The sequence below is a fragment of the Aquamicrobium ahrensii genome (assembly GCF_040545755.1).
Classification (GTDB): Bacteria; Pseudomonadota; Alphaproteobacteria; order Rhizobiales; family Rhizobiaceae; genus Mesorhizobium; species Mesorhizobium ahrensii.
In genome coordinates, this window is record NZ_JBEPMN010000007.1 from 122,822 (window position 1) to 144,817 (window position 21,996).

Sequence of the window (21,996 nt, forward strand, 5' to 3'; positions counted from 1 at the left end):
CGGACAGCGCCAGGCTCCAAGCAGTGCGACCAGCGCACCGGTTAGCGCTTTTATAGGAGGTATTTGACGTTTACGTCAACGTGATTTCGGTGAGGCGAAACCTGTTTTCAGTTCCCCGCCGGATCCGTTTCCGGCGCATGTTCTTCTTTCGCAGACGGTTTGCGCCGCCGCTTGGCATGGTCGCGGATGTCGTCCTTGGTCAGGAAATCCACCTGCTCGATCAGAACTTCATGGATGAGCTTGTCGCCGACGCGTTGATTGATGCTGTCGCGTATTCCGACGCGAAAACTATCGAGGTTGAGGGTCGTGCGATTGGAAAAATCAAAATGCGGGTTGGAATACAGGTAGGAATAGACCTCGTCGGCGAACAGCGCCGAAGGCGGCGCCGAAAGCCTGTTCAGCTTGGCCGGTTCGGCCGTGAACACCAGCCGCGCGATGAAATATCCTTCCACCGTGGCGTTGCGCACCACGGGCACGGTGATGAGGTCCGTCTTCACATAGTCGAGCCCGCCGAACATGGCGGGCGCCGCCTGTGCGCCGTCGGCCCTGCCGGAATTCTGGAACGAATAGAACACCGCCCCAACCGTTGCGGCGCTGATCCAGAGAGCTGCGACGACGAACTTGATCATGATGAAAGGGACGCCGCTGTCATGGCTGCGCCCAGCCGAAGCCGCCAGCCGAATAAGTGCCGTCCGCTTCAGCGTTCTGGATCGCATCCTTCAACAGATTGGCGACCTCGGTGACGGCGTTGAGATGCGCCAGGATGGCCGCCTCGTTACGCGCCAGCTTCTGGCGCAGGCGCTGCAAGCCTGCGCCATGCTCGGCCAGACTTTCCGGGCGACCGGATTTCATCACCCGGTTCAGCTCATAGAGATAGCGGCTCTTGCGGGCGTTCGATGCCTTGATGTCAAAGCCGGGATCGGTGCGGATGGCGGCCGTCTCGGCTTCGATCGCTTCCTCGATACGGCCGATAAGGGTGGCGAGGTTCCCGGCGGGCGCAGTGGCCGCGGGTCCGGAAGAGGAGAGGCGGGCGGGCAGGCCGGGAGTGAATTCGGAATATTCTTGCATGACGCGGCCTTACTTGCTGCGGGACTCTGGTTGGATCTGCCCGGCGTCGCCGAGGGAGCGCATGACGCGCATCTGAAGCTGGTGGACGAGCGACGAGGACATGCTGAGCTGGGCGTTCAGCTCCGCCTTCTGCGGGTTCGCGGTGGCCAGGCCAACCGGTTGTTCGCCTGCGCCGGAAAGATGGTGCGCCGACGCCAGCGCCCTGGCGATGCCGATGCCGCCGCGCTCGGCGACCGTGTCGGCAAGGCGCTCGGCCATCTGTGTCTTCCACATGTCGCCGGCGAAACCCTTTCCGTAGACCCCCTCGGCGTCCCTGGGCAGCATGTTCTGAATGAACGTCTGCAACACCATCGCCTCGAAGCGCTTGAAGCTTTCGCTGCCGTCCGCCGGCTTCGTTGTGCGGGCGGGGGCGGGGCTTGCGACCTCGAACGAGGCTTCGCCGCCGCCGATTCTGTTCATCAGATCGGCATGCGCCTTGCGGATGTCCTCGGGGTCGGCCGCACGGGCCACATCGAGCACGATATCGCTGGGTGGGGAGATCGCCAAGACAGGAGCCTTCTACCGTTGTCTCTGGCCCTGATCATGCCGCGGAAAGCTTGCCGCAGGCTGACGTGGCGTTCGTTACCTGCTTTGGCTCTTCTGTTCGATGAGGTCGAGCAGCATGCGTTCCGAAGACCGCCGCTCGTCCGCCTGACGGGCGTCCCTGTAATCGCGTTGCACAATGTTGGCGCGCGCCGTGGCCGTCGCCAGCCGGGAAGACTCGTCGCGGGCTTTTTCAAGCTCGGCATCGGCGCGGGCGAAGGCGTCCGCAATCCTGCGATGATAGACGTCCGGAAAAAGCGCCGACAGCGAACCCGGCGCGTCGAAGCCGGCGACAAGTTCCTCGGCGTCGCGCCTTGCCGCGGCTGCGTTGGCCAGATGCATGGCGTGGCGCATTTCGTGCAGCGCCCTGAGCTGATCCTGAACCTTCACCAGTTTTTGCAGGCGTTTGGTACGCGGCGTCATGGCTCACCTCGCCAGCGTCGTGGCGAGGAAGCCGTCGGCGAACAGGGAAAGCATGGTCGAGAAGGCGAAGTAGAACAGGATCAGCCCGCCGGCGACGATGAAGGGAAGGGAGATGAAATAGATCGGTATCTGCGGGGTCAGCTTGTTCACGAAGCCGATCGTCAGGTTGACCAGTATTGCGTAGGCGATGAAGGGGCTGCCCAGCCGCAGCACGAGAAAGAAGCTTTCCGACACCGTATCGGCCACGTCGACCAGCGCCGATTGCGGGTTGAAGAACACATTCACCGGGGCGATCGAATAAGAAGCGACCAGCGCCCGGATAACTTCCAGGTGGAAGTCGAACACGAATAGCAGCAGCAACGCCGACAGCGAGACGAGGGCGGCCAGCGGCCCTTGCGGATCGGCCTCCTCGATCGCGGTGCCACCCATGCTGTTGAACCCCATCAGCATCGCGATCGCCGTGCCGATGAAGCGCATCGCCTCCATGTAGAGCCGCGTCAGCGCGCCGATCAGCCCGCCGACGAGCAGTTCGGAGACGATCATCGGAACCATCACGGCCGGGCGCGCGCCGTCGACGAAGGGAAAGATGCGGTCCCACAGAAAGGTGAGCAGCGCCATGGTGACGGCTACGGCGGTGAACAGGCGCACCTGAACCGGCACGCGCACGCTGGACAGGCCCGGCATGATCATCAGGCAGGCGCCGATGCGGCAGAAGGCGAGGAACGCCGCCAGAATGGCGCCTTCGGCCAGCGCCGTCACGATATGGTTCCGAGCACCCTGATCTCGACGCCCCGCGCGATCTCGACATGGCTTAGCACCGGCAAGGTCGGATACAGGCGTTCGATGATCATGCGCACATAGGGGCGCGCGTCCGGCGCGGTCACCAGAACGAACCGCTCGCCGGCTTCCAGATGATTGCGGATCGCGCCCGTCGCATCCTGCCCGAATTCCTCGAGCTGGCGCGGATCGATGTCGAACTCGCGGATCTCGCCCTTCCCGTCGCGCTTGAGGCTCTGGTGGAAAGCGAGGTCCCAGCGGTTGCCGAGCCGCAGCACCTTGAGAACGCCACCTTCGGAAAGGTCGCCGCAAATCTGCTGCGCCATGCGGATGCGCACATGCTCGACAATCTGCTCGGTGCGGCGCACATGCGGGGCGATCTCGGCGATGGCCTCGATGATGAGATGCAGATTGCGGATCGATACACGCTCGGCCAGAAGCAGCTTCAGCACGGCCTGCAGGCCAGGATAGGAAATGTGGGTGGTGCAGATCTCGTCCGCAAGCTTGCGGTATTCCGGGTCCTGCCGCTCCAGCAGGGCTTTCATGTCCTTGTAGGAGAGAAGCTGCGGCAGGTTGTTGCGAATGACCTCGGACAGGTGGGTGAGCAGAACCGACATGTTGTCGGCGTAGTTGAGCTGCTCGCGCTTGAGGTCCTCGGCGAAAGTTTCCAGCACCGAATAGGCGCGCATGCCGAAGGCCGGTTCCTTCACCTCTTCGCCCGGTATGTCGGGCAGGTCGCGGCTGCCCAGCAGCACCATGATCTCACCCACGCGCATCTCGTATTCGGCGATGACGGTGCCGTGGATCTTGATCTGGTAGCTCTTGGGCGGGATCGCGAAATCGTCGGTGAGGCGCACTTCGGGCACCACGAAACCATATTGCTGCGCGAACTTCTTGCGCATCTTGCCCATGCGGAAGGCGAGTTCCTGATGGGAAGTCAGGAGACGGGTCGAAAGCTGCTTGCCGATCAGAAGCTCGATCTCGGCGGTTGCCAGCGAGGACTTGACCGAATTCTTCTCTTCGTCGGCTTTTACCGCGGCTTCGTTTTGCCGGGTGGCTTCCTCGGCAGCCACCCGTCGCTTGTGTCGCTGCGGGATGACGTAGCCCAGACCGGCCATGGCGCAGGCCAGCACCAGGAAGGGGAACAGCGGCAGGCCGGGCATCAGGCCCAGCAGGGCGAGCAGCGATGCCGCGACGTAGAGCGCGCGGGGATAAGCGCCAAGCTGGCCGAACACGGCCTGATCCGCCGAACCGCGCGTGCCGCCCTTGGAGACCAGCAGGCCGGCGGCGAGCGAGACGATCAGCGCCGGAATCTGGGTGACCAGACCGTCGCCGACCGAAAGCTTGATGAACACATCGGCCGCTTCGCCCATGCCCATGCCATGGCGCAGATAGCCTATGGCGATGCCGCCGACGATGTTGATGGCGGTGATGATGAGGCCGGCGATGGCGTCGCCGCGCACGAATTTCGAGGCGCCGTCCATGGAGCCGAAGAAGGAGGACTCCTCCTCCAGTTCCCGGCGGCGCAGTTGCGCGGCCTTGTCGTCGATGGTGCCGGCGGAAAGATCGGCGTCGATCGACATCTGCTTGCCGGGAATGGCGTCGAGGGTGAATCGCGCGCCGACCTCGGCGATACGCGTCGCGCCCTTGGTGATCACGATGAAGTTCACCACGATCAGGATCAGGAACACGATCAGGCCGATGACGAAATCGCTCGACATGACCAGTTTGGAAAAGCCCGAGATGACGTGCCCCGCCGCGTGCGTGCCTTCGTTGCCGTGCGAGAGAATGAGGCGCGTCGTGGCGATGTTGAGCGACAGGCGCAGCATTGTCGCGATCAGCAATATGGTCGGGAAGGACGAGAAATCCAGCGGGCGCTGAATCCACAGCGCGACCATGAGGATCAGTACCGACAGCGCAATGGAAAAGGCCAGCCCTATGTCGATGAGGAAGGCCGGGATCGGCAGGAACAGAACCGCCAGGATGACGACGATGCCCAGCGCGAAGAAGACGTCGCGCGCGTTGCGGGAGGAGCCGTCCGCCGAAATGCTTTCGCTGATCGCCATCGTCCGCCGCTGCCGTTCCCTGCGTGAATTCTTCGCGAAACTAGCCGCTCAAACTTGCGCGAAGGTGGGGCGGATGGCGTCAGTGCAGGTCGATCGGACCTTTCGGGGTGACGATGGCCTGCTGGGCGCTGGTCTGGCGCTCGATCATGCGCCGCACGCGCGGGCGTTCAGCGCCGCTGTGCAGCGCGCGGATGCGTTCCGAAATGGCCGCGTCGGCATAGGTGGCGCGGGTATTGTGACGCACATATTCCAGCCATGTCGGCGTATGGTAGCTCTCGATCCAGATGTCGGGATTTTCGAGATCGCGCGCCAGCGTCCAGTTGCGCGCCCCGTCGCGCCGGCGGATACGGCCACGCTCGGCCATCAGCTCGATGAACTCCGGCAGTTCCCTTTCCCCGATGACATATTCGATCATGATGGCGATCGGGCCGCTGCGCGGCTTCAGGTCCAGCGACAGCAGCGGTTCGGTCCAGCGGTTGAGCGGATCGAGGTTTATGGTGGTGAGCTGGGGCAAAGGTATGGCGAAACCAATGGCTCCGCCGGCCAGCATCGAAATGGCCGCCGTGATCAACGCGGTGTCGACGCCATGCGTCTCGGCCACCACGCCCCAGATCCAGCTTCCCAGCGCAATGCCGCCGAAGGTGGCGGTCTGGTAAATGGAGAGCGCGCGGCCCACGACCCAGCGCGGGGTGGACATCTGCACCGTGACGTTGAAGTGCGACAGCGCCAGGACCCAGCAGGCCCCGCCGATGAGCAGGCCCATGGCGGTGAGCCATGCATAGGAGCTGAGCGCGGCGGTGAGCGCGCAGATCGAGAAGCCGAGGAAGGCGTAGCGCACCATTACTTCGCTGGACAGCATCTGGCGCAGCCGGCCGCTGATCAGCGCGCCGCCGACGGCTCCGACCCCGAAGGCGCCAAGCAGGATGCCGAAGGTGAGCGGACCGCCCTTGACCAGATCGCGCGCCACCAGCGGCAGCAGCGCCACGATCGCGCCGCTGGTGAAGCCGAAGACGGACGACCGCAAAAGAACTTTGCCGATGTTCGGCGACATGGCCACGTAGCGCAGGCCCGCGCCCATCGCCGCGCCCAGCGTCTCGCGGGGCAGCCTGGAGGGCTGCAGGTCGGGTTTCCAGCGGGCGAGCACGGTGAGCAGCACGACGTAGCTGGCGGCGTTGACGGCGAAAGCGGCGGCGGCGCCGGCCGCCGCCACGATGATGCCGCCAATGGCGGGGCCGACGCTGCGGGTGAGGTTGAAGCCCATCGAATTCAGCGCCACCGCCGCCGGCAAATCCTCGCGCGGCACCATGTCGCCCACCGAGGCCTGCCATGAAGGGTTGTTGAGCGCCGTGCCGCAGCCGATCATGAAGGTGAAGGACAACAGCAGCCAGGGCGTGATGAGGCCCTTGTAGGCGAAGATGGTGAGCAGCACGGACACGATGAGCATGAAGCTCTGCGCCACCAGCATCACCTTGCGCCGGTCGAAACTGTCTGCGATAGCGCCGCAGACCAGCGAGAAGAGCATGATGGGCAGCGCCGTCGAGGCCTGAACGAGCGCCACCATGTCTGAAGAGGTTGTGATGGAAGTCATCAGCCAGGCGGCGCCGACGCTCTGGATCAGGCCGCCGAAATTGGATGCGAGACTGGCGGTCCATACCGCGCGGAATATTCCGTGCCTGAAAGGGGCGAGGGTCGAGCTTTTTTGCGTGTCGTTTTCGTCGTCGATCAAGCGTCTCGCTCCGCCATGAGGCGGGCCTTTTCACAATCCGGGTTGCCCGAGGTCAAATATATCGGGCGCAAATCGTTTCGGAGAAGTCCGTTCCTAACAAGAGCGTGTCGCGCCGCCGTGTCAAGGGTGGGCGCGCGTGGACCGGTGCGGGATGGCGCTCTGGACTAGAAGCCGTGCTCGACGCGTTCGAAAATGACGGTGGCGAAGGCGGAAATCTGGCTGCCCACGAACGGGCCGGACAGCGCCACCACCAGCATGATGGCGACGATCTTGGGAACGAAGGTCAGGGTGATTTCCTGAATCTGCGTCAGGGCTTGCACCAGCGCGATGCTGATGCCGACGAACATGGCGACCAGCACAACCGGCGCGGAGGCGACAAGCACCGTCCACACCGCATATTGCATGATGTCGAGCGCATCGGCCTCGTTCATGATCTAGCCGGCGGTCTCCGGGCCAGCGTTCTCCGGGCCGGCGTCGCCTGTGGAAGGCGCGGTGATCGCGACGCCGGGGCCGACAAGCACCTGCTCGCCGCTTTCCAGAACAGCGACCATGCCGTCGGAGAATATGCGCACCTCCTTCACGACGCCGGAGATGCTGCCGTCGAGCGCGCTGATGTGATGGCCGATGAGACCGGTCGCCTGCGCCAGGCTGGAGGCCTGGAGTATCTGGTCCAGCTTGGTGTTGGCCTGCATGGACTGCTCGACCTGCGAGAAGGTCGCAAGCTGGGCCACATATTGCGTGGAATCCATCGGCTGGGTGGGGTCCTGGTTTTTCATCTGCGCAATCAGCAAGCGCAGGAAGGAATTGTAGTCCACCATCGCCTTGGATTTGGCGGAGGACGCCTGATTGGCGCCGGCGGGAATGGCTATGCTGGTGTCGACGTTCATGATCAGCGCGCTCCCACCGCGATCGGTTCATATTCCCGAAATTCCGGTTCGCTGCCGTCTTGCAGCGAGGCCTGCTCGATCGGATACAGGGCGCGGATCGCCTTCAGCGCTCCGTAGACGTCGCCTTCGCCGACCATGCGGTCCACCTGCTTGAGGCCGCCCAGAATCTGCCCATCCCTGAAACTCGCCAGCATAAGCGGCAGCGACTTGCGGAACATGTCGCGCGCATCGGGAGCCCCTTGCGGGTTCATCAGCATCACCTGCAGGATGAAATAGAGCTGGCGCAGCGGCGTGCTTGCGTCTTCCGGCTGGAGGACATGATTTTCCAGGAGAAACTGCACGTCGTTCATCAGTTCGATGGTCACCTTGCGGTCGGGCCGGATCACCGCGCCGTTGATGTAGATCTTCTCGTTCGCCTTCAGGGAAAGCTTGAGCGTGCCCTTCATTGGATGCCATCCCTGATGATCTGTGAAATCTCGATGATGCCCTGAAAATCGCTGGTGCGGCCCTGGCGGATGTCTTCCGCCTCACGCAGCACCCAAAGCCCGATCGAGATCAGATTGGCGCGCAGTTCCTTCGGCAGCACATTGTCGCTGGAACCGAGGTCGTCCAGAAAGGCGGTCCATACGCGCAGGGTGAAGTGCAGCGCTTCCACCGCGTCGCGCGAATCCGGCCCGGCGGCGGAGGCCGCCGTCAACATGTCGATGGACCGGCTCAGCAACTGACGCTCGCGGTCTCTGGCGTCGGCGACGGAGTCTGTCTGAATATCGGCGTAGGAGAATTGATACATCGCGAATCCGCCCCGTCAGGTCACAGATAGTTCAGCAGGCTGAGCTGCTGAATGCGCGCCGTCAGCGCAAAGGAAGTCTGTATATGGCTCATCAGATCGTTGACCCGGTTGGCCGCCTCATAGGGATCGACACCCTCCAGATCGAGTATGTGCCGCTCGAACAGGTCGATCTGCGTGTTGATGCGCGTGCTGGCGTCTGAAACGCGGTTCTGGATGATGCCGGTCTGAGACTGAAGCTGACCGAGGTCGGCGACGGCCTCGCCGGCCAGAGCCTGCGCCCGCTGTGCAACCGCTGTTCTGGCCTCTTCGGAGAGATTGCCGGAAAACGCCTCGAAGGCCAGCGTGGCCGCCATGGCCACCTTGCGCAGCCCTTCATTATTGGCGCTGACCGAGGTTTGCGTGGTTTCGTTGAGCGCGATGCGACTGACGATGGTCTGATCGGTTGCGCTCGACCAGTTGGCCTCCCAGCCGGAGCCCATAAATTGCGGCTCGACGACAACGGCCATGAAGGTTTCCATATCGGCCGCGCTGATGCCGGCTGCGGCCGGGTCATCCTTGGTGAAGCCGAAATGCGAAAGGAAGGCTGCGTCGAAGGCGGCCTTGGCGGGTGAGGAAGGCGACAGGTAGTCGTCGAGCGGGCGCACATCGGTATTCGCGCCGGCGAACAGATATTCGCCGTTCATGCTGGCGTTGAGAATGGTGGACAGCGATTGCAGCGCGGTGCTGCCGCTTTTCGCGGTCACGCTGTCGGGTGCGTCGCCGGCGACGGCGACCGTCAGCGCGTTCACCAGCGATTGCGTCGCCGACACGATCTGGCTGAGCGAATCCTGCGTGGATTTCAGGCGGGCGGCCACCAGCGCGTTGGAATCGACGATGGCGTTCAGCCGGTCGAGATCGCGGTGGAAGTTCACCGCCTGCGCGCTTCTGGCCCCCAGCGCGAGCCCGGTGTCGGCCACCTTGCCGGAATCCAGCTCTTTCTGGGCTTTGACCAGATCGACCTGCAGGCGCGTTTGCGAATAACGCATCGCATTGGAAATAGCGGCGGAGGAAACGGAAACCGCTTTCATGGCTAGACCGCGTTCAGCAGGGTTTTCAGCATTTCGTCCACCGTTGCAAGCAGACGGGCGGATGCCTGATAGGTATGCTCCAGATCGAGCATCAGCGACATTTCCATGTCGATGTTGACGCCGGTGGCATTGGACAGGGCCTCGGCGGTGCGCGCCGCCAGCGCTTCCCTGGTGTCGGCCTGCGTCGTCGCCTGCTGGCGCGCATTTTCCAGCCAGCCGATCGCACTGGCGGAATAGGCGGTGACGCTGGAAGATGCCGTGATGCCGGCTGCCGGGCTGAACGACATTGGCTGGTCGAGCTTGTCGCCGAGCGCAATCAGGCGGTCGGCGAACGATGCCGTTCCCGCCGCATTGGCCACATAATCGACGCCGTTTGCGCCGCCGTCACGCAGCAGGGTGACGTCGCCGCCCTGATCGGGATCGAATGCAGCGTTGACGGAAATCTGTCCGGCAAGCCCGCTGACCAATGTCGCGGGCACGTTCGGCGCCCCGGACCATGTGAAGAGGCCGGCAGCATCCGGCAGTGGTGGTGCGCTTTCGGCGAAGGCGCCGATGAGACCGCGGGCGATTTCATCGAGCTGCGCCTGCATGGTGGTTGTGGAGTTGTCGCGCAGTTGCAGCAGTCCGGCGATCTTTCCGGAAGCCTCGCCGGCGCCGGCGGAGAACGCGACGTTGTCGATAAAGAGCGCCGTGCCGGCCATACCCGGTGAATAGGCGGACGACGGGGAAAAGCTTACCGGTCGCGCTACCGTCTCGAACATGGTGATGCCGCCGGTGGTGGTGATCACCATGTCGTTGTCTGACCGCATGTGGGCGGTCACCGGCACATATTCGGAAATCTTCTTCAGAAGCGCGTCGCGCTTGTCGAGGGCGTCGGACACGTCGGCGCCGGTTCGCGTGCCCGAAACGATGGCCTTGTTGACGTCCTCGAACTGCGCAAGCAGGTGGTTGAGATCGGAGGCGGCGGTCGCGACCTGACTGTCGATATCGGCGCGGAAAGACTGGATCGCCTGCGTACCGTTGTTCAGGGAGCGCACGGCCTGCCTGGCGGCATCGACCACTGTCGCGCCGACATTCGGGTTGGACGGCGTTGTTGCGTAGAGCTGGAGCGCATTGTGCAACCTGCCGATGGCGGTGGAGGCGGACCCTGCATTGTCAACGCCATTCACCGCCAGTTGCAGCCGGTCGAGCCCGCTTGCAACAGTGGCCTGACCGCTCCACGTGGACAGTGCGGAAAGGTTCTGCCGGAACAGCTGCTGGTCTACGACACGCTGTATGGTGACCATGCGCGCGCCGGGCGCGGTGCTGACGACCTGGGCGATGCGGCGCGAATAATCGGGGTTGGACGCATCCGCAACATTCCGCGTGACAACGCTGGTCTGGCGCGATGTCGAAAGAAGCGCCGATTGAGCGATGCTGAGTGCGGATGACAGCGACATGCTAGGTTTTCACGGCTGACGCCGCCTTATCTCTTGAGGTTGACGAGGACGTCCATCAGTTCCGAACCTGTCTGGAAGACCTTGGAATTGGCTGTGTAGCTGCGCTGCGCGGCGATCATTTCGGTCAGTTCCTCGGCGATGTCGACGTTCGAGTTTTCCAGAGCGCCGGAAACGATGGCGCCGCGCGTTTTCTGGTTGGCGAGGCCGATTGTGACATCCCCCGAATCGCTGCTGGCCGAAAATACGTTGCCCGGAAGAACGGTGAGACGGTCGGGGCTGGGGACTTCAGCCAGCGGGATCGAGAAAAGCTTTTCTATCGTTCCATTGCCGTAGATAGCGGAGACGACACCGTCCCGGCTGATTTCCACCTTTTCAATGGCGCTGCCGGCATAGCCGTCCGCATTTTGCACGACGGCGGGCTGTGTCCCGGTTTCAGTCAGTTGGGAAAAGTCGAGATCGATAGCCTGCCCGCTGGGCAGGGACAGCGACAGAGATGTGACAGCGGGGTCGAGCGCGCCCGTCACCGGGTCGAAAGTCAGGTTCCCGCTTCCCAGTGCGGGAGAGGAATATGGAAACCCGCCGCCCGGGGCCGCGTCCGCGCGATCGAACACGGCCACTTCCCATGTGCCCGCGCCGGTATTGGTGAAATGGACGTCCAGTATCCGCTGGATGCCCTGTCCGTCATAGATGACGAGCGAGGAACTCACCGTGCTTTGCGCCGTCGCACCGTTCGCTGACGGCAGGTTGGCCGGGGCCACCGGGGTCGAGCCGGTCGGCAGGCTGCCCTGGAAAGCGCCCTGGGTGCTGGCTTGCGCCGGTATCTCGCCTTGCGGAACGGCGACCGGCACGAGGCTGCTGAAGTCGGCCGAACCGGCCGCAGGCGTAAAACCGTAGGGGTAGGCCATCAGCTGGAAGCCTGCCGCATTGACCAGCCGGCCCTGACCGTCGGGCACGAAAGCGCCCGCCCGCGTCAGATAGTTTTTGCCGTCGCCGCCCTGCACGACGAAGAAGCCGTTGCCGTCGACGGCGAGATCCAGAGCGGAGGTGGTGTATTTGTGGATGCCCTGCTGGCTGATCGAATTGAAGACGGTCGTCGTCACGCCACCGGACGTGTAGTTGCGGCCGGTGTTCGGCATCACCATGGACGAGAATTCGGTCGAGGAGCGCTTGTAGCCGGTGGTGTCGGAATTGGCGATGTTGTCCGCCGTCGTGGCGAGCCTGCTCGACTGGGCGGCCATACCGGAAACTCCGGTCCGCATCATTCCGTAGAGGCTCATCGAGACGTCTCCTCAAATCCACATTGTGTGGGAAACAGGATAGGCCGTCTGTCTTGCGCGAAGCTGGTGCTGTCAGGCAGCGGGTGGCTGCCCGAGCCCATCACAGGACGAGCCGGTAGCCAAGGAAGCGCTTGGACTCGATCGGATCGTGGCCCAGCCGCTCGCGCAGTTTCTTGCGCAGCTTGGATATGTGGCTTTCCACCACGTTCTCCTCGACCTCGTCGTCGAAGATGCCGTAGATCGCGTTGAAGACCTGGGTCTTGGTGACACGCCGGCCGCGATTGGCGGCAAGGAATTCCAGAATGCGGCGCTCGCGGCGCGGCAGCGGCAACGCAACGCCGTCGATTTCCGGGTCGCGGCCGTCCATGAAGATGCGCATGCGGCCGACTTCGGCGTAGTCGGGTTCGGTCTCGGCGCGGCGGCGGATTGCGGAGATGCGGGCGAGAATTTCGCGGATATGGACGGGTTTGCGCACCACGTCATCGACGCCGCTTTCAAACAGCTTCAGCGTGTTTTCCAGCGAATTCTGTTCGCTGAGCGCGATCACCGGAGCCCCGGTCCGGCCTCTTATGTTCCGGGGCGAGACGCTGCCGTCGCGGCAATCACCGATCAGGAAAGCGCTGACCGAGCGCAAGTCATCTTCGGCCGCGCTTGACACCCACTCATCGAATTCGCTGGGGGCGAAGCCGGTGCAGGCCACCCCTTCACGATCGAAAAGTGAATTGAAACCCGCAGTTACGAGTTCGCGTTCGTCCACGACCACGATCATCGGCCCGCCTCCGAATCATTTCGATAACCCCAAAAAAATGGTTAACGGTCAGGCGGAATCCTGACCAACCTTCAATTTTTGCGACCATGATTTTGGGGAGTGGATAAACGCAGAGGTTGTATCGTGTTTCGACGGTTTTATACCATTTTTCTTCGATTTCGTGCCGTAACAGCCAGCAGGGCTGCAACTCACGGCCGGCAAAAAGCGCGGGCCTTGTCCGTCCATTTGCCGAAGCCGACCGCCACCATGTTGGCGATGACGCGGCATACATACGCTTTCTGGGGTGGGTCGTTGTCAGGGCCGGCATGGTAGCGCGCCACCGCCATCGACCATGTCGAATGACGGACGTGGAGGCTCGCCAGAAAGCGCGCGGCATAGTCGACGTTGCGGCGCGGATCGAGCATGTCCTCCACGCTGCGGAAGTTCTCTGAGTGATAGTGATAGTTCACCTGCATGCAGCCGAGATCGATCAGCTTGCGACCCTGCCGCCGTGCATCGCGAAAGGCTGCCAGCGCCTCGGCGCGATCTTTCGGAAAGACAGCTTTTCCTTCTATATTCAAGGCATTGGGTTGGAGGCTGCCCTTCCTTCCTGTCTCCGTCAGCCCAACCGCGTAAAGGATGCCGGCGGGAATCTGGTAGCGCTCCGCCGCCCGCAGAATTTCGCGTTCGCAGGCGTTCGTGGACGCGGCGGCGGCGCTGGCCAACAGGCTAGATATAAAGGCCGCGACCACCGTTCGCGGCAGCAGATGACGATGAGCGAACGGGTTGCCTATTTTCCCGCGCATTGTCGCCGGACGCATGTCGTTCTCCCTGCGAGCCGCTTTCATGGCCTGATCCACTTGACTGGAAAGAGGAGCCTTCACGGCTGGCGAAGCCCCCGGCATCTGCGCGCGGGGGTGGCGTCGCCGTCCCGGAAGGCGGCAGGATAGTGACTCTGGAAATTTCGAAACCCAGATCGCGCATGGCGCGGGCGATCGTTTCGCTGTCGGAGGAAAGGCGTTGCCATCCTTCGTGCGTATCGGGTTTTATTTCAACCGAAAGTTGATCGCCGGCGAGCAGGAGGCGCGCACTGATCATGCCAAGTTCCGCAGGATGCAGCTCGATCCTGAGACTGTGAGCCGCGCCCATGGTTCGTTGCTGGGCTGCGCCGTACGAAGAAGTGGCCACAACAGCCTGTTTCAGTCCTTCGTCACCCGCCAGCGCTTCGGCGACGCCGGCAATGGTCGGGTTGATGCTGGCGTTGACCGGGGCGGCGAAACTCTGCGTTGCGACCACCGTAACCCGCTGCGCCGGCTCTTCCCGGCCTTGCTGTCCGCGCGGCTGCGAAACGGGCCGCTCTGCGGTTTCGCCCGGGGAAACGGTTTTTTCCCGTGCCCCCGGGTCCGAAGACGTCTCGACATCTGTGAGCTGCGCCGTGCCGGTATAGATATTCGCCCTCCGCTCGGCTCTGCCCGTATCGGGGAGATCAGGCGTCACCGGGCCAGAAGGGGCGGGTTCGGCAGGTTTTGTCGATGGCAGGAAGAGCGCAACCGCCTGGTTGGGTTGGATGTCGCGCCCGTCTGGCAAGGTGGCGTCTTCCTGCTCTTCGGTTAAAGTCCGACCGGCGTGTGGGAAGTTCATCAGCGGCGGGCTTTCTTCCGCAGCCGGCGGCATGGCGACTTCCGGCGCTTGCGATGGCGTTTCGCTTTCCACCCGCTCGATATCCCTTTCATCCAGCCTGATCTGCGCAATCATGCCGCCATGCTGTTCGGCCGGGCGAATATGACCGGCGCGTTTGCCGTCGGCAGGCATCCTGTCATTCGTCGCTACGTCGCCTTTGTTTTCATCCAGAATGTCGCCGAAATCAGCAGCGCCTTTCTGAGCCCCCTGCCGCTCCACAGCGGAGACGGGCAATGTTCGGGTCAATGCCTGCAAGATGTTGTTGATGCTCATAGCGGGGCGATTCCGAGCAATTGGTCGATTCTGTCGATTGAGCGGCGCATGTTGGCGATAGCCTCGTCAGTCTGGTCGGGCTTTTCGGGCTCAGACGGTTCGGCCGCGACCTGGCGGGCGGGGGCGACCTCGATCTCCTCCGGTTCAGGCATGATGCCTTCGACCAGAGGCAATCCCTCCTCGTCTCCCACGGACACAGCCCGGACGACTTCCACCGGCATCGCTTCGGCGGGCGTTTCTAGTTCCTGCGTCGGGGTCGCCGCGAATATGCCAGCCGGCGGGGCGACGACCTTGCTGGTGACTGTGCGGGCGGCGTCAAGCAGCATGCGGTCGCCCGGCGACAATCTGGTGCGATCGATTTTTTCCAGCTTTTCCGCAAGTTCCTTCACCGGCTCGCCGGCTATGTTGGAAAGGCCCGAGTAAAGGAGCGTGCGGGGATCGTCGGCGCTTCCGCTTCCTCCGGCGTTCAGTTTGGCCCTTACGGCGGCGAATGCTGAAAGGTCGCTCAAGCCGTCTATGGCGGCACCGCGGGCGATGCGCAGCCAGATCACCCGCTCGCGCTCCTTGTCCATCGTCGAGACGATATCGACCAGCGTGTTGCGGCTGATTGCTCCGTCAAGCGCGACAGCCCCGGTGACGAACGCATCCGCGAACTGGCTCGCATAGGGCGAATGCAGGAAGCGTGCGACATATTGAGCGGAGGCGCGCGCGAAGCGGTCTGCATCGGAGGTTGTGACGGTGATGGCGATGGAGCGGCGCAGCGCAGCCTCCTCCACCAGCGTGCCGGGAGCCAGAAGCCGGACCCGATCGAGAAGCGAAAGCGCCGCATCCGGTGCTTCCCTTGCCAGCAGCGAGCCCTTCACCAGCGCAATGAAGGTGAAGATGTCTTCGGGAAGCGCTTCCAGTTCGACACGCTCGAACGCTTTCAGCGCTCCGCCGGGATCGCCCTCAAGATAGGCGATGACGCCGGCAGCCAGCGCCTTGTCATGCTCATCGAGCTGCAATTGCGGGACGGCGTTGCGCAAGGTTGCGGGATTGCCGCCGCTCATGCCGTAGACGAGGAGCGCGCGGAAATTGCGCGGTTCTTCGAAATCAGAGGTGGCGGCTTTTCTCAGACGCGCATCGGTGAGTTCGAGAAGCTTGCCCTGCATGGGCAGGGCGGCGTGGTCGCCGCCTGCGATGCGGTCCTGCACCAGTTGCAGCGAACGTACGAGCTGATAGGGCTGCAAGCCTTCGTTCGATGGGGCGGCCAGAGCCGGAAGGGCCAGACACGAACCCGCCAGGAGCAGCCACAAGCACGACAGTCGCCGCCTCATGGCTGCGTTTCCAGAAGAATGGCGATGCGGCGGTTCACGGCAGCCATCGGATCGGCCTTGTTGCGCGGTTCACGGTCGGCGAAACCGGAGACTTCCCTGATGCGCGCCTCCTCTATGCCGCCGCGCACCAGCATGTAATAGGCGGCATGGGCGCGGGCGGTGGAGAGACGCCAGTTGTCATAGGTGGCGCTGCGGAACGGGCGGGCGTCCGTATGCCCCTGAATGGAAAGCAGGCCCGCGTTCCCGTCGAGGATCTTGCCGATCTCTTCCATGGCGAGAACCAGTTCCCGGCGCGGCAGCGCCGATCCGATCTCGAACATGCCGAAATCGAGCTGGTCGGTGATGGTGAGCACCACGCCGCGTTCCGTGGCTTCCACCGATATGCCTTCGCCGATCTTGTCGCCTGCGCCGAACGCCTGCGCTATCTGCCGCCGGATTTCCGAAGCGGTTTGTCGGGCCTTGACTTCAGATGGAGCGGCTTCGGGGCGCACCTCCTGTGGATGGGGCTCATGCTGCTTTTCGCCGGTGTCGGCAGCTTGGGTTGCGGAAGCAACTTCAACCCGCCCGTCTTGAGCGGCGGCCTCGGCCTTTGGCTCTGTTTCCTTCTGCCTCTCCTGCGGCGAGGCTTCGGAGACGGTTTCTTCTCCGGCTTTCGCGCGCTCGGCGCTGGCTTCGGCCAGCGGGTCGGTCATCTCCTGCGACCAGAAGTCCGGAGCGAACGGGTCGCGATAGAACTCGCCGCCGGAGGCGCCCGACGAGGGCCCGGAATTTTGCGCTCCGCCGTCCCCCTTTTCGCTGACATTCTGCAATCGCCCGGAATTGGCTGCTATCTCGGCAAGCACGGCGTAGGGATCGGCGAAAAGCTGCTCGTCCGGCGAGAGCGTATGAGCGCCGGCTTTTTCGAGTTCGTTCTGCTCGTTGACGGAGCCGGCATTGCCTTCGCTATCCGTTCCGGTCTTGGCGAGGGCCTCAAACGGATCGTTTTCCGCCCGCCCGGAAGATGCGGGTCCGTCGCCCAGATCTTCAAGGCCCTTGCGGCTGGAGTTGCGGTCGATCAGCTTGATCGGGTTGAAGTAACTGGCGACGGCGGCGCGCGTTTCCTCATTGGCGGCGTTTATGAGCCACATGACGAGGAAGAAACACATCATCGCCGTCATGAAGTCGGCGAAAGCGATCTTCCACACGCCGCCGTGATGCGCCTCATCCTCATCGTACCTGCGGCGGACGATGATGATTTCCTGTCTGGGCTCGGTGGTTTCGGCGCTGCTCATGACACGATTCCGGACAAGGCGGCAGACCATTCGCCCATGCGAGTCTCGATCACCGTCTCGTTGACGGAAATGGTGAGGTCGAAGCCGGGTGTCTCGACGAAGTCGAGCTGTCCGGCGTGGTCGCCGAGCGCGGTGCAAAGCGCTTCAAACAGATGCGCGGGGCCTTGCACCTTCATGCGGATGGCGTCGGGCTCGTCGAGTGTCGAGGCGATCGTGTCGGCGAGCGCCGCCAGCGAGCGCTCACGCAGGGTGTCGCTCAAAACCCCGCCGATGGTGCGGGCTGCGGCCGCCTCCATTGTTTCGCAGAGCTGCTGCTGCAATTGCTCCAGACGACCCGATATCAGCGCGCCGATATTCGAACCGAAACTTTCCATGAGCGCCTGCGCATCCGAGGCCGCCGCTTCGCGCTCCGCCGCCAACTGCGCCTGATGGGCTTCGGCAAGACGCGCCTCAAGCGCAGTTTCGGCCCGCGCGACAGCGGCGGCGATCAGCGCGTCGACATCGGGCTCTGCCGGCTGCTCCTGTGCCGGTTGGGCAGCCGGCGGAGCCCGGCTGTGGTCATTGGCGGCGCCAAAATCCGGCAACAGGTCCCAAAGCGCCGCAGCTGACATCACGCTGCCTCGGCGGAGGCGGGAGCTGCTTCGGCGGCCGCCCATTTGCGTAGAATCTGGGCAGTGCGCTCCTCATTGAGGTCGACCATTCGCGCCAGCCGCTCCTGTGGAGCCGGCTTCAACCTGCGACTTATGTCGTCAACCTGCGCCGTCGCCGTGCGGCTGGCGTCCGTGAGGGCCGGTGTTTCGGCGGTTTCCGCAGCCAGCTCCGGAGTGGGCAGGGAGCGCTGCATGTCCTCGAAGCCCGGGGCGGCAAGGGCCGGAGCGGACTGGGCAGTCAGGGCCGCAGCCATCGGGCGCAGACCGAAGAAGGCGACAAGGAAGGCGACAGTCACGAAGGCGGCGGCGTTGATGAGCGTGCCGGCATATTTGCCGAAAGAGTCCATGACGCCGGGCTGGGGCAGGGCCACGCCGTCCAGCCCATCGATGAATTCCACGGCGGAGACATCGATGACATCGCCGCGCTTTTCATCGAAACCGGTGGCGGACGCCACAACCTTGCGGATTTCGGCGACACGATCCGCAATCTCCTGCGGGGTTGCGTCCTGACCCAGAATGGAAAGCAGGCGCTGCTGGTTGACCACCACCGCCACTGACATCCTGTCCACCGTATAGCCGTTGGAAATGGTGGCCACGCGCCGGGAATTGATCTCGTAGTTGGTGATCTCCTCGCGGCGATCGTTCTGGGAGCTGGACTGCGGACCGTCGGACGCGACGGATTGCGTCTCCGGCAGATTCTGCTCGACGCTGGTGGGGGTTGCGGTCTGGCGCTGGCTGCTCGCCTCGTTGTTGCGCACGCTTTGCACCGAACGCTCGACGCGCGATGCGGGATCGAAGGTCGTCTCCTCGATCTGTCTGGTGTCCGTGTTCACATTCGCCTTGACGCTGGCGCGGAAATTGTCCGGACCGAGATAGGGGGTCAGGGCCCGCCTGATATTGTCCCCGATCTGGGCTTCGACCGTCTGCTCCACACCGAGCGAGCGAGCGGCGCTGGTGTTGGACGGGTCGTCTCCTGCCGCAAGCAGATTGCCGGCGGAATCGAGAACCGTGACCTTTTCCGCGCCGAGACCGGGAACGGCGGCGGCGACAAGGTGGCGGATCGACTGTGCGGTCCTGGCGCCGTCCACGCCGGCATATCGGATCACCACCGAAGCGGACGGCTGCTGTTCATCGCGGCGGAAGTTCGCGCGCTCCGACATTACGATATGCACGCGCGCGGCCTTGACGCCGGCCAGCGATTGTATGGTTCGGGAAATCTCGCCTTCGAGAGCCCGTACTCGGGTGATCTGCTGCATGAAGGAGGTGAGGCCGAGCGAACCGACATTGTCGAAAAGCTCGTAACCGGCATTGGCGCTGTTGGGCAGGCCCTTCTCGGCCAGAAGCATGCGGGCGCGGGCGGTGTTGCCGGCGGCGACGAACACGCTTGTGCCGTCCGCGCCGACATCGAATTCCATCCCCGCATCGCCCAGCACCACGCCGATCTGGCTGGCGTCGGAACGTTCCAGTCCGATATAGAGCGTCTCGTATGCCGGCCGGTTCAGATAGATCGAGCCGATGACGATCGTGGCCATGATCAGGGCGGCCATACCGCCCATCAGGGCAAGCCGCCTTGTGCCGAAGCCCTTGAGGTTTTCGATGATGGTCTGGATTTGTTCCGGCACTGCCATACGGCTCCCGCATCTTCGCCCGTTCACAGGCTAGCCGCCGAAGCTTGTGCGAAAATGAAATCGGGCCGCCGTGAGGCAGCCCGTTCAGGATAGGGGAGGAAAAAACGGTCCCGATCAGCCCTTGAACAGCGACAGGATGTTCTGGGAGTTGGTGTTGGCGATCGAAAGCGACTGGATGCCAAGCTGCTGCTGGACCTGGAGAGCCTGAAGGCGGGTCGATTCCTTGTTCATGTCTGCGTCGACAAGCTGGCCCACGCCCTTGTCGATGGAATCCATCAGCTTGGAGACGAAATCCTTCTGCATATCGATGCGCGCCTTGGCCGCTCCGAGTTCCGCTGCGGCGTTCGTCATCTTGCCCAGCGCCGCCTCGATATCGGTCAGGAGATTGTCGAACCTGGCCGCATCATCGGCGCCGGTCACGCCCGAAAGATCGTTCAGGTCGATATTGAGGATCGAGACGCCCGAAACGTTTCCGGTTACCGTGTCGAGGATGCCGGTTCCCGCCGCCGGCGGGGTCACAGCGGAATCGATCAGCCTGATATTGGTGAACTTGATGTCGATGGTGGTGGTGGAGACCGCGCCGCTCGAATCGCGGTTATAGGCGGAGATGATTGAAACCTTGCCGTCGGCGCCGGTGGTCTGAAGAAGGTTCGAGCCGGCATAGGAAGCGCCGCCGATGCTGTCGCGAAGCTGGGCGACATAGGTGCTTATTTCGGACTGGATCTTGGCGCGCTCTTCCGTGCCGCTGGCCTTGGCGAGCAGCACCTTCTGCTTGATCTTGTCGACCACATCGTGAGCCGAGTTCATGGCAGTGTAGGCGGTGTCGACCTTGCCGGCCCCGAGGCCGAGCGCGTCCTGAACCACCGAGTTCGCCTGATTGTCGGAGCGCATGGTGGTGGCGATCGACCAATACGCCGCATTGTCGCTGGCTTCCGCCACGCGATAGCCGGTCGAAATTCTGGCCTGCGTCTGTTCGAGAGCCTTGTTGGTCGCGCTCAGGCTTTGCAAAGCCGTCATTGCGGATGCATTCGTCATGATGCTCGACACTGGTGCCACCCCTCGGTCAACTAGCGTTCGGTCCGCCACATGCGAAACCTTCGGTTAACCATAATTACGAATTCGTGGTTAACAGACGATTAAAGAGTGAGGTGGGGCGGTCGAAAAAACAGAAAGGCCGCGCTTCATGCGAAGCACGGCCTTCCAATTTTTCAGCTCCGGCCGAAGCCGGGCGGTTTTTAGCGGAACAGCGACAGGATCTGCTGCGAGTTGCCGTTGGCGATCGAAAGCGCCTGGATGCCGAGCTGCTGCTGGACCTGAAGGGCCTGAAGGCGGGTCGATTCCTTGTTCATGTCGGCGTCGACAAGCTGGCCCACGCCCTTGTCGATCGAGTCCGAAAGGCTCGACACGAACGAGGACTGCATGTCGATGCGGGCCTTGGCGGCGCCGAGCTCGGCCGCGCCGGTCGCCATCGAGCTGAGCGCGGCTTCGATGTCGGTCAGCATGTTGTCGAAGGCGGCCGAGATGGTGGTCTCGTCATCGGCGTCGAAGCCCGTGACGCCGGTCAGGTTGGAGACGCTCAGGTTGAGGATGCTCTTGTCGGACGCCCCGCCAGCCTTGTCGAGGACGCCGGTGGCGGCGACGTCGTCATCCGGGTCGGTGGAGCCGGAGACGGCGCCGCTGTCGATCAGGCGCGTGGTTTCGAAGGTCACGTCGATGGTGCCCGTGGTCACCACGCCGTCGGCATCACGATTGTAGGAGGAGATGACGCTGATCCCGGTCGCCGTGCCGGTCGAATCCGTCCTCAGCAGGTTGGAGCCGGCATAGTTGGCGCCGCCGATATTGTCCGTGAGCTGCGCCTGGTAGGTCTCGATCTCGGCCTGGATCTTGGCGCGGTCCTCGGTGCCGGCCGTCTTGGCCAGCAGGACCTTTTCCTTGATCTTGTCGACCACCTCGATGGCCTTGTTCATGGCTGTGTAGGCGGTGTCCACCTTGCCGGCGCCGAGGCCAAGCGAATCCTGCACGACCGAATTGGCCTTGTTGTCCGAACGCATGGTGGTGGCGATCGACCAGTAGGCGGCGTTGTCGGAGGCGGTGGCGACGCGATAACCGGTGGAGATGCGGCTCTGGGTGGTTTCAAGCGCCTTGTTGGTGGAATTCAGGCTCTGAAGCGCGGTCAAAGCGGATGAATTGGTCATGATGCTGGCCATGGATACACGTACCCTGATTTTTACTCGGGAAAAACTGACATACCGGCTCGACCGGTATGACGGTACGGCATCATGCCAATGATCTGCTAAGCGCGATCAACCGCCATTTCCGGGACTATGG

At 63.2% G+C, this 21,996-nt stretch carries 23 protein-coding genes; all 23 read right to left on the reverse strand.

The genetic code is table 11. The features are described 5' to 3' along the window. Nucleotides 1-107: 107 nt before the first annotated feature. The 23 genes from ABID44_RS11205 to ABID44_RS11315 all read right to left on the reverse strand — a co-directional run bounded on the left by ABID44_RS11205 (nt 108) and on the right by ABID44_RS11315 (nt 21,875). Nucleotides 108-629: a hypothetical protein gene (locus ABID44_RS11205; protein ID WP_354151794.1), complete on the reverse strand. Its 522-nt coding sequence runs from the start codon at nt 627-629 to the stop codon at nt 108-110. Nucleotides 630-648: 19 nt separating this feature from the next. After that, nucleotides 649-1,068, reverse strand: a complete 420-nt coding sequence (locus tag ABID44_RS11210) for a hypothetical protein (RefSeq protein ID WP_354151795.1) — start codon at nt 1,066-1,068, stop codon at nt 649-651. Nucleotides 1,069-1,077: 9 nt separating this feature from the next. Continuing rightward, entirely contained in the window at nt 1,078-1,614 is a 537-nt protein-coding gene (locus ABID44_RS11215; protein ID WP_354151796.1) for a rod-binding protein, read from the reverse strand. A 75-nt stretch (nt 1,615-1,689) separates the two neighbouring features. Further along, nucleotides 1,690-2,073, reverse strand: a complete 384-nt coding sequence (locus ABID44_RS11220; RefSeq protein ID WP_354151797.1) for a hypothetical protein — start codon at nt 2,071-2,073, stop codon at nt 1,690-1,692. A 3-nt stretch (nt 2,074-2,076) separates the two neighbouring features. Next, on the reverse strand, nt 2,077-2,832 hold the full coding sequence (gene fliR / locus ABID44_RS11225; RefSeq protein ID WP_354151798.1) for a flagellar biosynthetic protein FliR: 756 nt from the start codon (nt 2,830-2,832) through the stop codon (nt 2,077-2,079). Further along, nucleotides 2,829-4,916, reverse strand: coding sequence for a flagellar biosynthesis protein FlhA (gene flhA, locus ABID44_RS11230; RefSeq protein ID WP_354151799.1), 2,088 nt, complete (start codon nt 4,914-4,916; stop codon nt 2,829-2,831). The genes fliR and flhA overlap by 4 nt, the downstream gene beginning before the upstream one ends. Nucleotides 4,917-4,995: 79 nt before the next feature. Then, nucleotides 4,996-6,642 (reverse strand): MFS transporter, encoded by a 1,647-nt coding sequence (locus tag ABID44_RS11235; protein ID WP_354151800.1) that lies wholly within the window; start codon nt 6,640-6,642, stop codon nt 4,996-4,998. 164 nt (nt 6,643-6,806) lie between these two features. Further along, entirely contained in the window at nt 6,807-7,073 is a 267-nt protein-coding gene (gene fliQ / locus ABID44_RS11240) for a flagellar biosynthesis protein FliQ (protein ID WP_354151801.1), read from the reverse strand. 3 nt (nt 7,074-7,076) lie between these two features. Next, nucleotides 7,077-7,529, reverse strand: coding sequence for a flagellar hook assembly protein FlgD (flgD, locus tag ABID44_RS11245; protein ID WP_354151802.1), 453 nt, complete (start codon nt 7,527-7,529; stop codon nt 7,077-7,079). Between the two features lie 2 nt (nt 7,530-7,531). Further along, entirely contained in the window at nt 7,532-7,975 is a 444-nt protein-coding gene (gene flbT / locus ABID44_RS11250) for a flagellar biosynthesis repressor FlbT (protein WP_354151803.1), read from the reverse strand. Beyond that, nucleotides 7,972-8,319, reverse strand: coding sequence for a flagellar biosynthesis regulator FlaF (gene flaF, locus ABID44_RS11255; protein WP_354151804.1), 348 nt, complete (start codon nt 8,317-8,319; stop codon nt 7,972-7,974). Before flaF ends, flbT begins: the two co-directional genes overlap by 4 nt. Before the next feature lie 20 nt (nt 8,320-8,339). Then, nucleotides 8,340-9,386, reverse strand: a complete 1,047-nt coding sequence (locus ABID44_RS11260; RefSeq protein ID WP_354151805.1) for a flagellar hook-associated family protein — start codon at nt 9,384-9,386, stop codon at nt 8,340-8,342. Between the two features lie 2 nt (nt 9,387-9,388). Continuing rightward, nucleotides 9,389-10,825 (reverse strand): flagellar hook-associated protein FlgK, encoded by a 1,437-nt coding sequence (gene flgK, locus ABID44_RS11265; protein WP_354151806.1) that lies wholly within the window; start codon nt 10,823-10,825, stop codon nt 9,389-9,391. A 26-nt stretch (nt 10,826-10,851) separates the two neighbouring features. Further along, nucleotides 10,852-12,102 (reverse strand): flagellar hook protein FlgE, encoded by a 1,251-nt coding sequence (locus ABID44_RS11270; RefSeq protein ID WP_354151807.1) that lies wholly within the window; start codon nt 12,100-12,102, stop codon nt 10,852-10,854. 100 nt (nt 12,103-12,202) lie between these two features. Continuing rightward, entirely contained in the window at nt 12,203-12,871 is a 669-nt protein-coding gene (locus ABID44_RS11275) for a response regulator transcription factor (RefSeq protein ID WP_354151808.1), read from the reverse strand. Between the two features lie 188 nt (nt 12,872-13,059). Then, nucleotides 13,060-13,656 carry a transglycosylase SLT domain-containing protein gene (locus ABID44_RS11280; RefSeq protein ID WP_378226479.1) on the reverse strand — a complete coding sequence of 199 codons (597 nt, stop codon included), beginning with the start codon at nt 13,654-13,656 and terminating at the stop codon, nt 13,060-13,062. Continuing rightward, a complete protein-coding gene (fliK, locus tag ABID44_RS11285) occupies nt 13,580-14,803 on the reverse strand; it encodes a flagellar hook-length control protein FliK (RefSeq protein ID WP_354151810.1) in 1,224 nt (407 codons plus the stop codon). The genes ABID44_RS11280 and fliK overlap by 77 nt, the downstream gene beginning before the upstream one ends. Then, on the reverse strand, nt 14,800-16,119 hold the full coding sequence (locus tag ABID44_RS11290; protein ID WP_354151811.1) for a MotC family chemotaxis protein: 1,320 nt from the start codon (nt 16,117-16,119) through the stop codon (nt 14,800-14,802). The genes fliK and ABID44_RS11290 overlap by 4 nt, the downstream gene beginning before the upstream one ends. After that, complete coding sequence (locus tag ABID44_RS11295) at nt 16,116-17,390, reverse strand: MotB family protein (RefSeq protein WP_354151812.1); 1,275 nt, start codon at nt 17,388-17,390, stop codon at nt 16,116-16,118. The genes ABID44_RS11290 and ABID44_RS11295 overlap by 4 nt, the downstream gene beginning before the upstream one ends. Next, the gene (locus tag ABID44_RS11300; protein WP_354151813.1) at nt 17,387-18,001 is read right to left on the reverse strand and encodes a hypothetical protein; all 615 of its coding nucleotides are present in this window, start codon (nt 17,999-18,001) and stop codon (nt 17,387-17,389) included. Before ABID44_RS11300 ends, ABID44_RS11295 begins: the two co-directional genes overlap by 4 nt. Next, complete coding sequence (gene fliF / locus ABID44_RS11305) at nt 18,001-19,662, reverse strand: flagellar basal-body MS-ring/collar protein FliF (RefSeq protein ID WP_354151814.1); 1,662 nt, start codon at nt 19,660-19,662, stop codon at nt 18,001-18,003. Before fliF ends, ABID44_RS11300 begins: the two co-directional genes overlap by 1 nt. Before the next feature lie 120 nt (nt 19,663-19,782). Continuing rightward, entirely contained in the window at nt 19,783-20,715 is a 933-nt protein-coding gene (locus ABID44_RS11310) for a flagellin N-terminal helical domain-containing protein (RefSeq protein WP_354151815.1), read from the reverse strand. A gap of 188 nt (nt 20,716-20,903) precedes the next feature. Further along, complete coding sequence (locus tag ABID44_RS11315) at nt 20,904-21,875, reverse strand: flagellin N-terminal helical domain-containing protein (RefSeq protein ID WP_354151816.1); 972 nt, start codon at nt 21,873-21,875, stop codon at nt 20,904-20,906. Nucleotides 21,876-21,996: the final 121 nt, after the last annotated feature.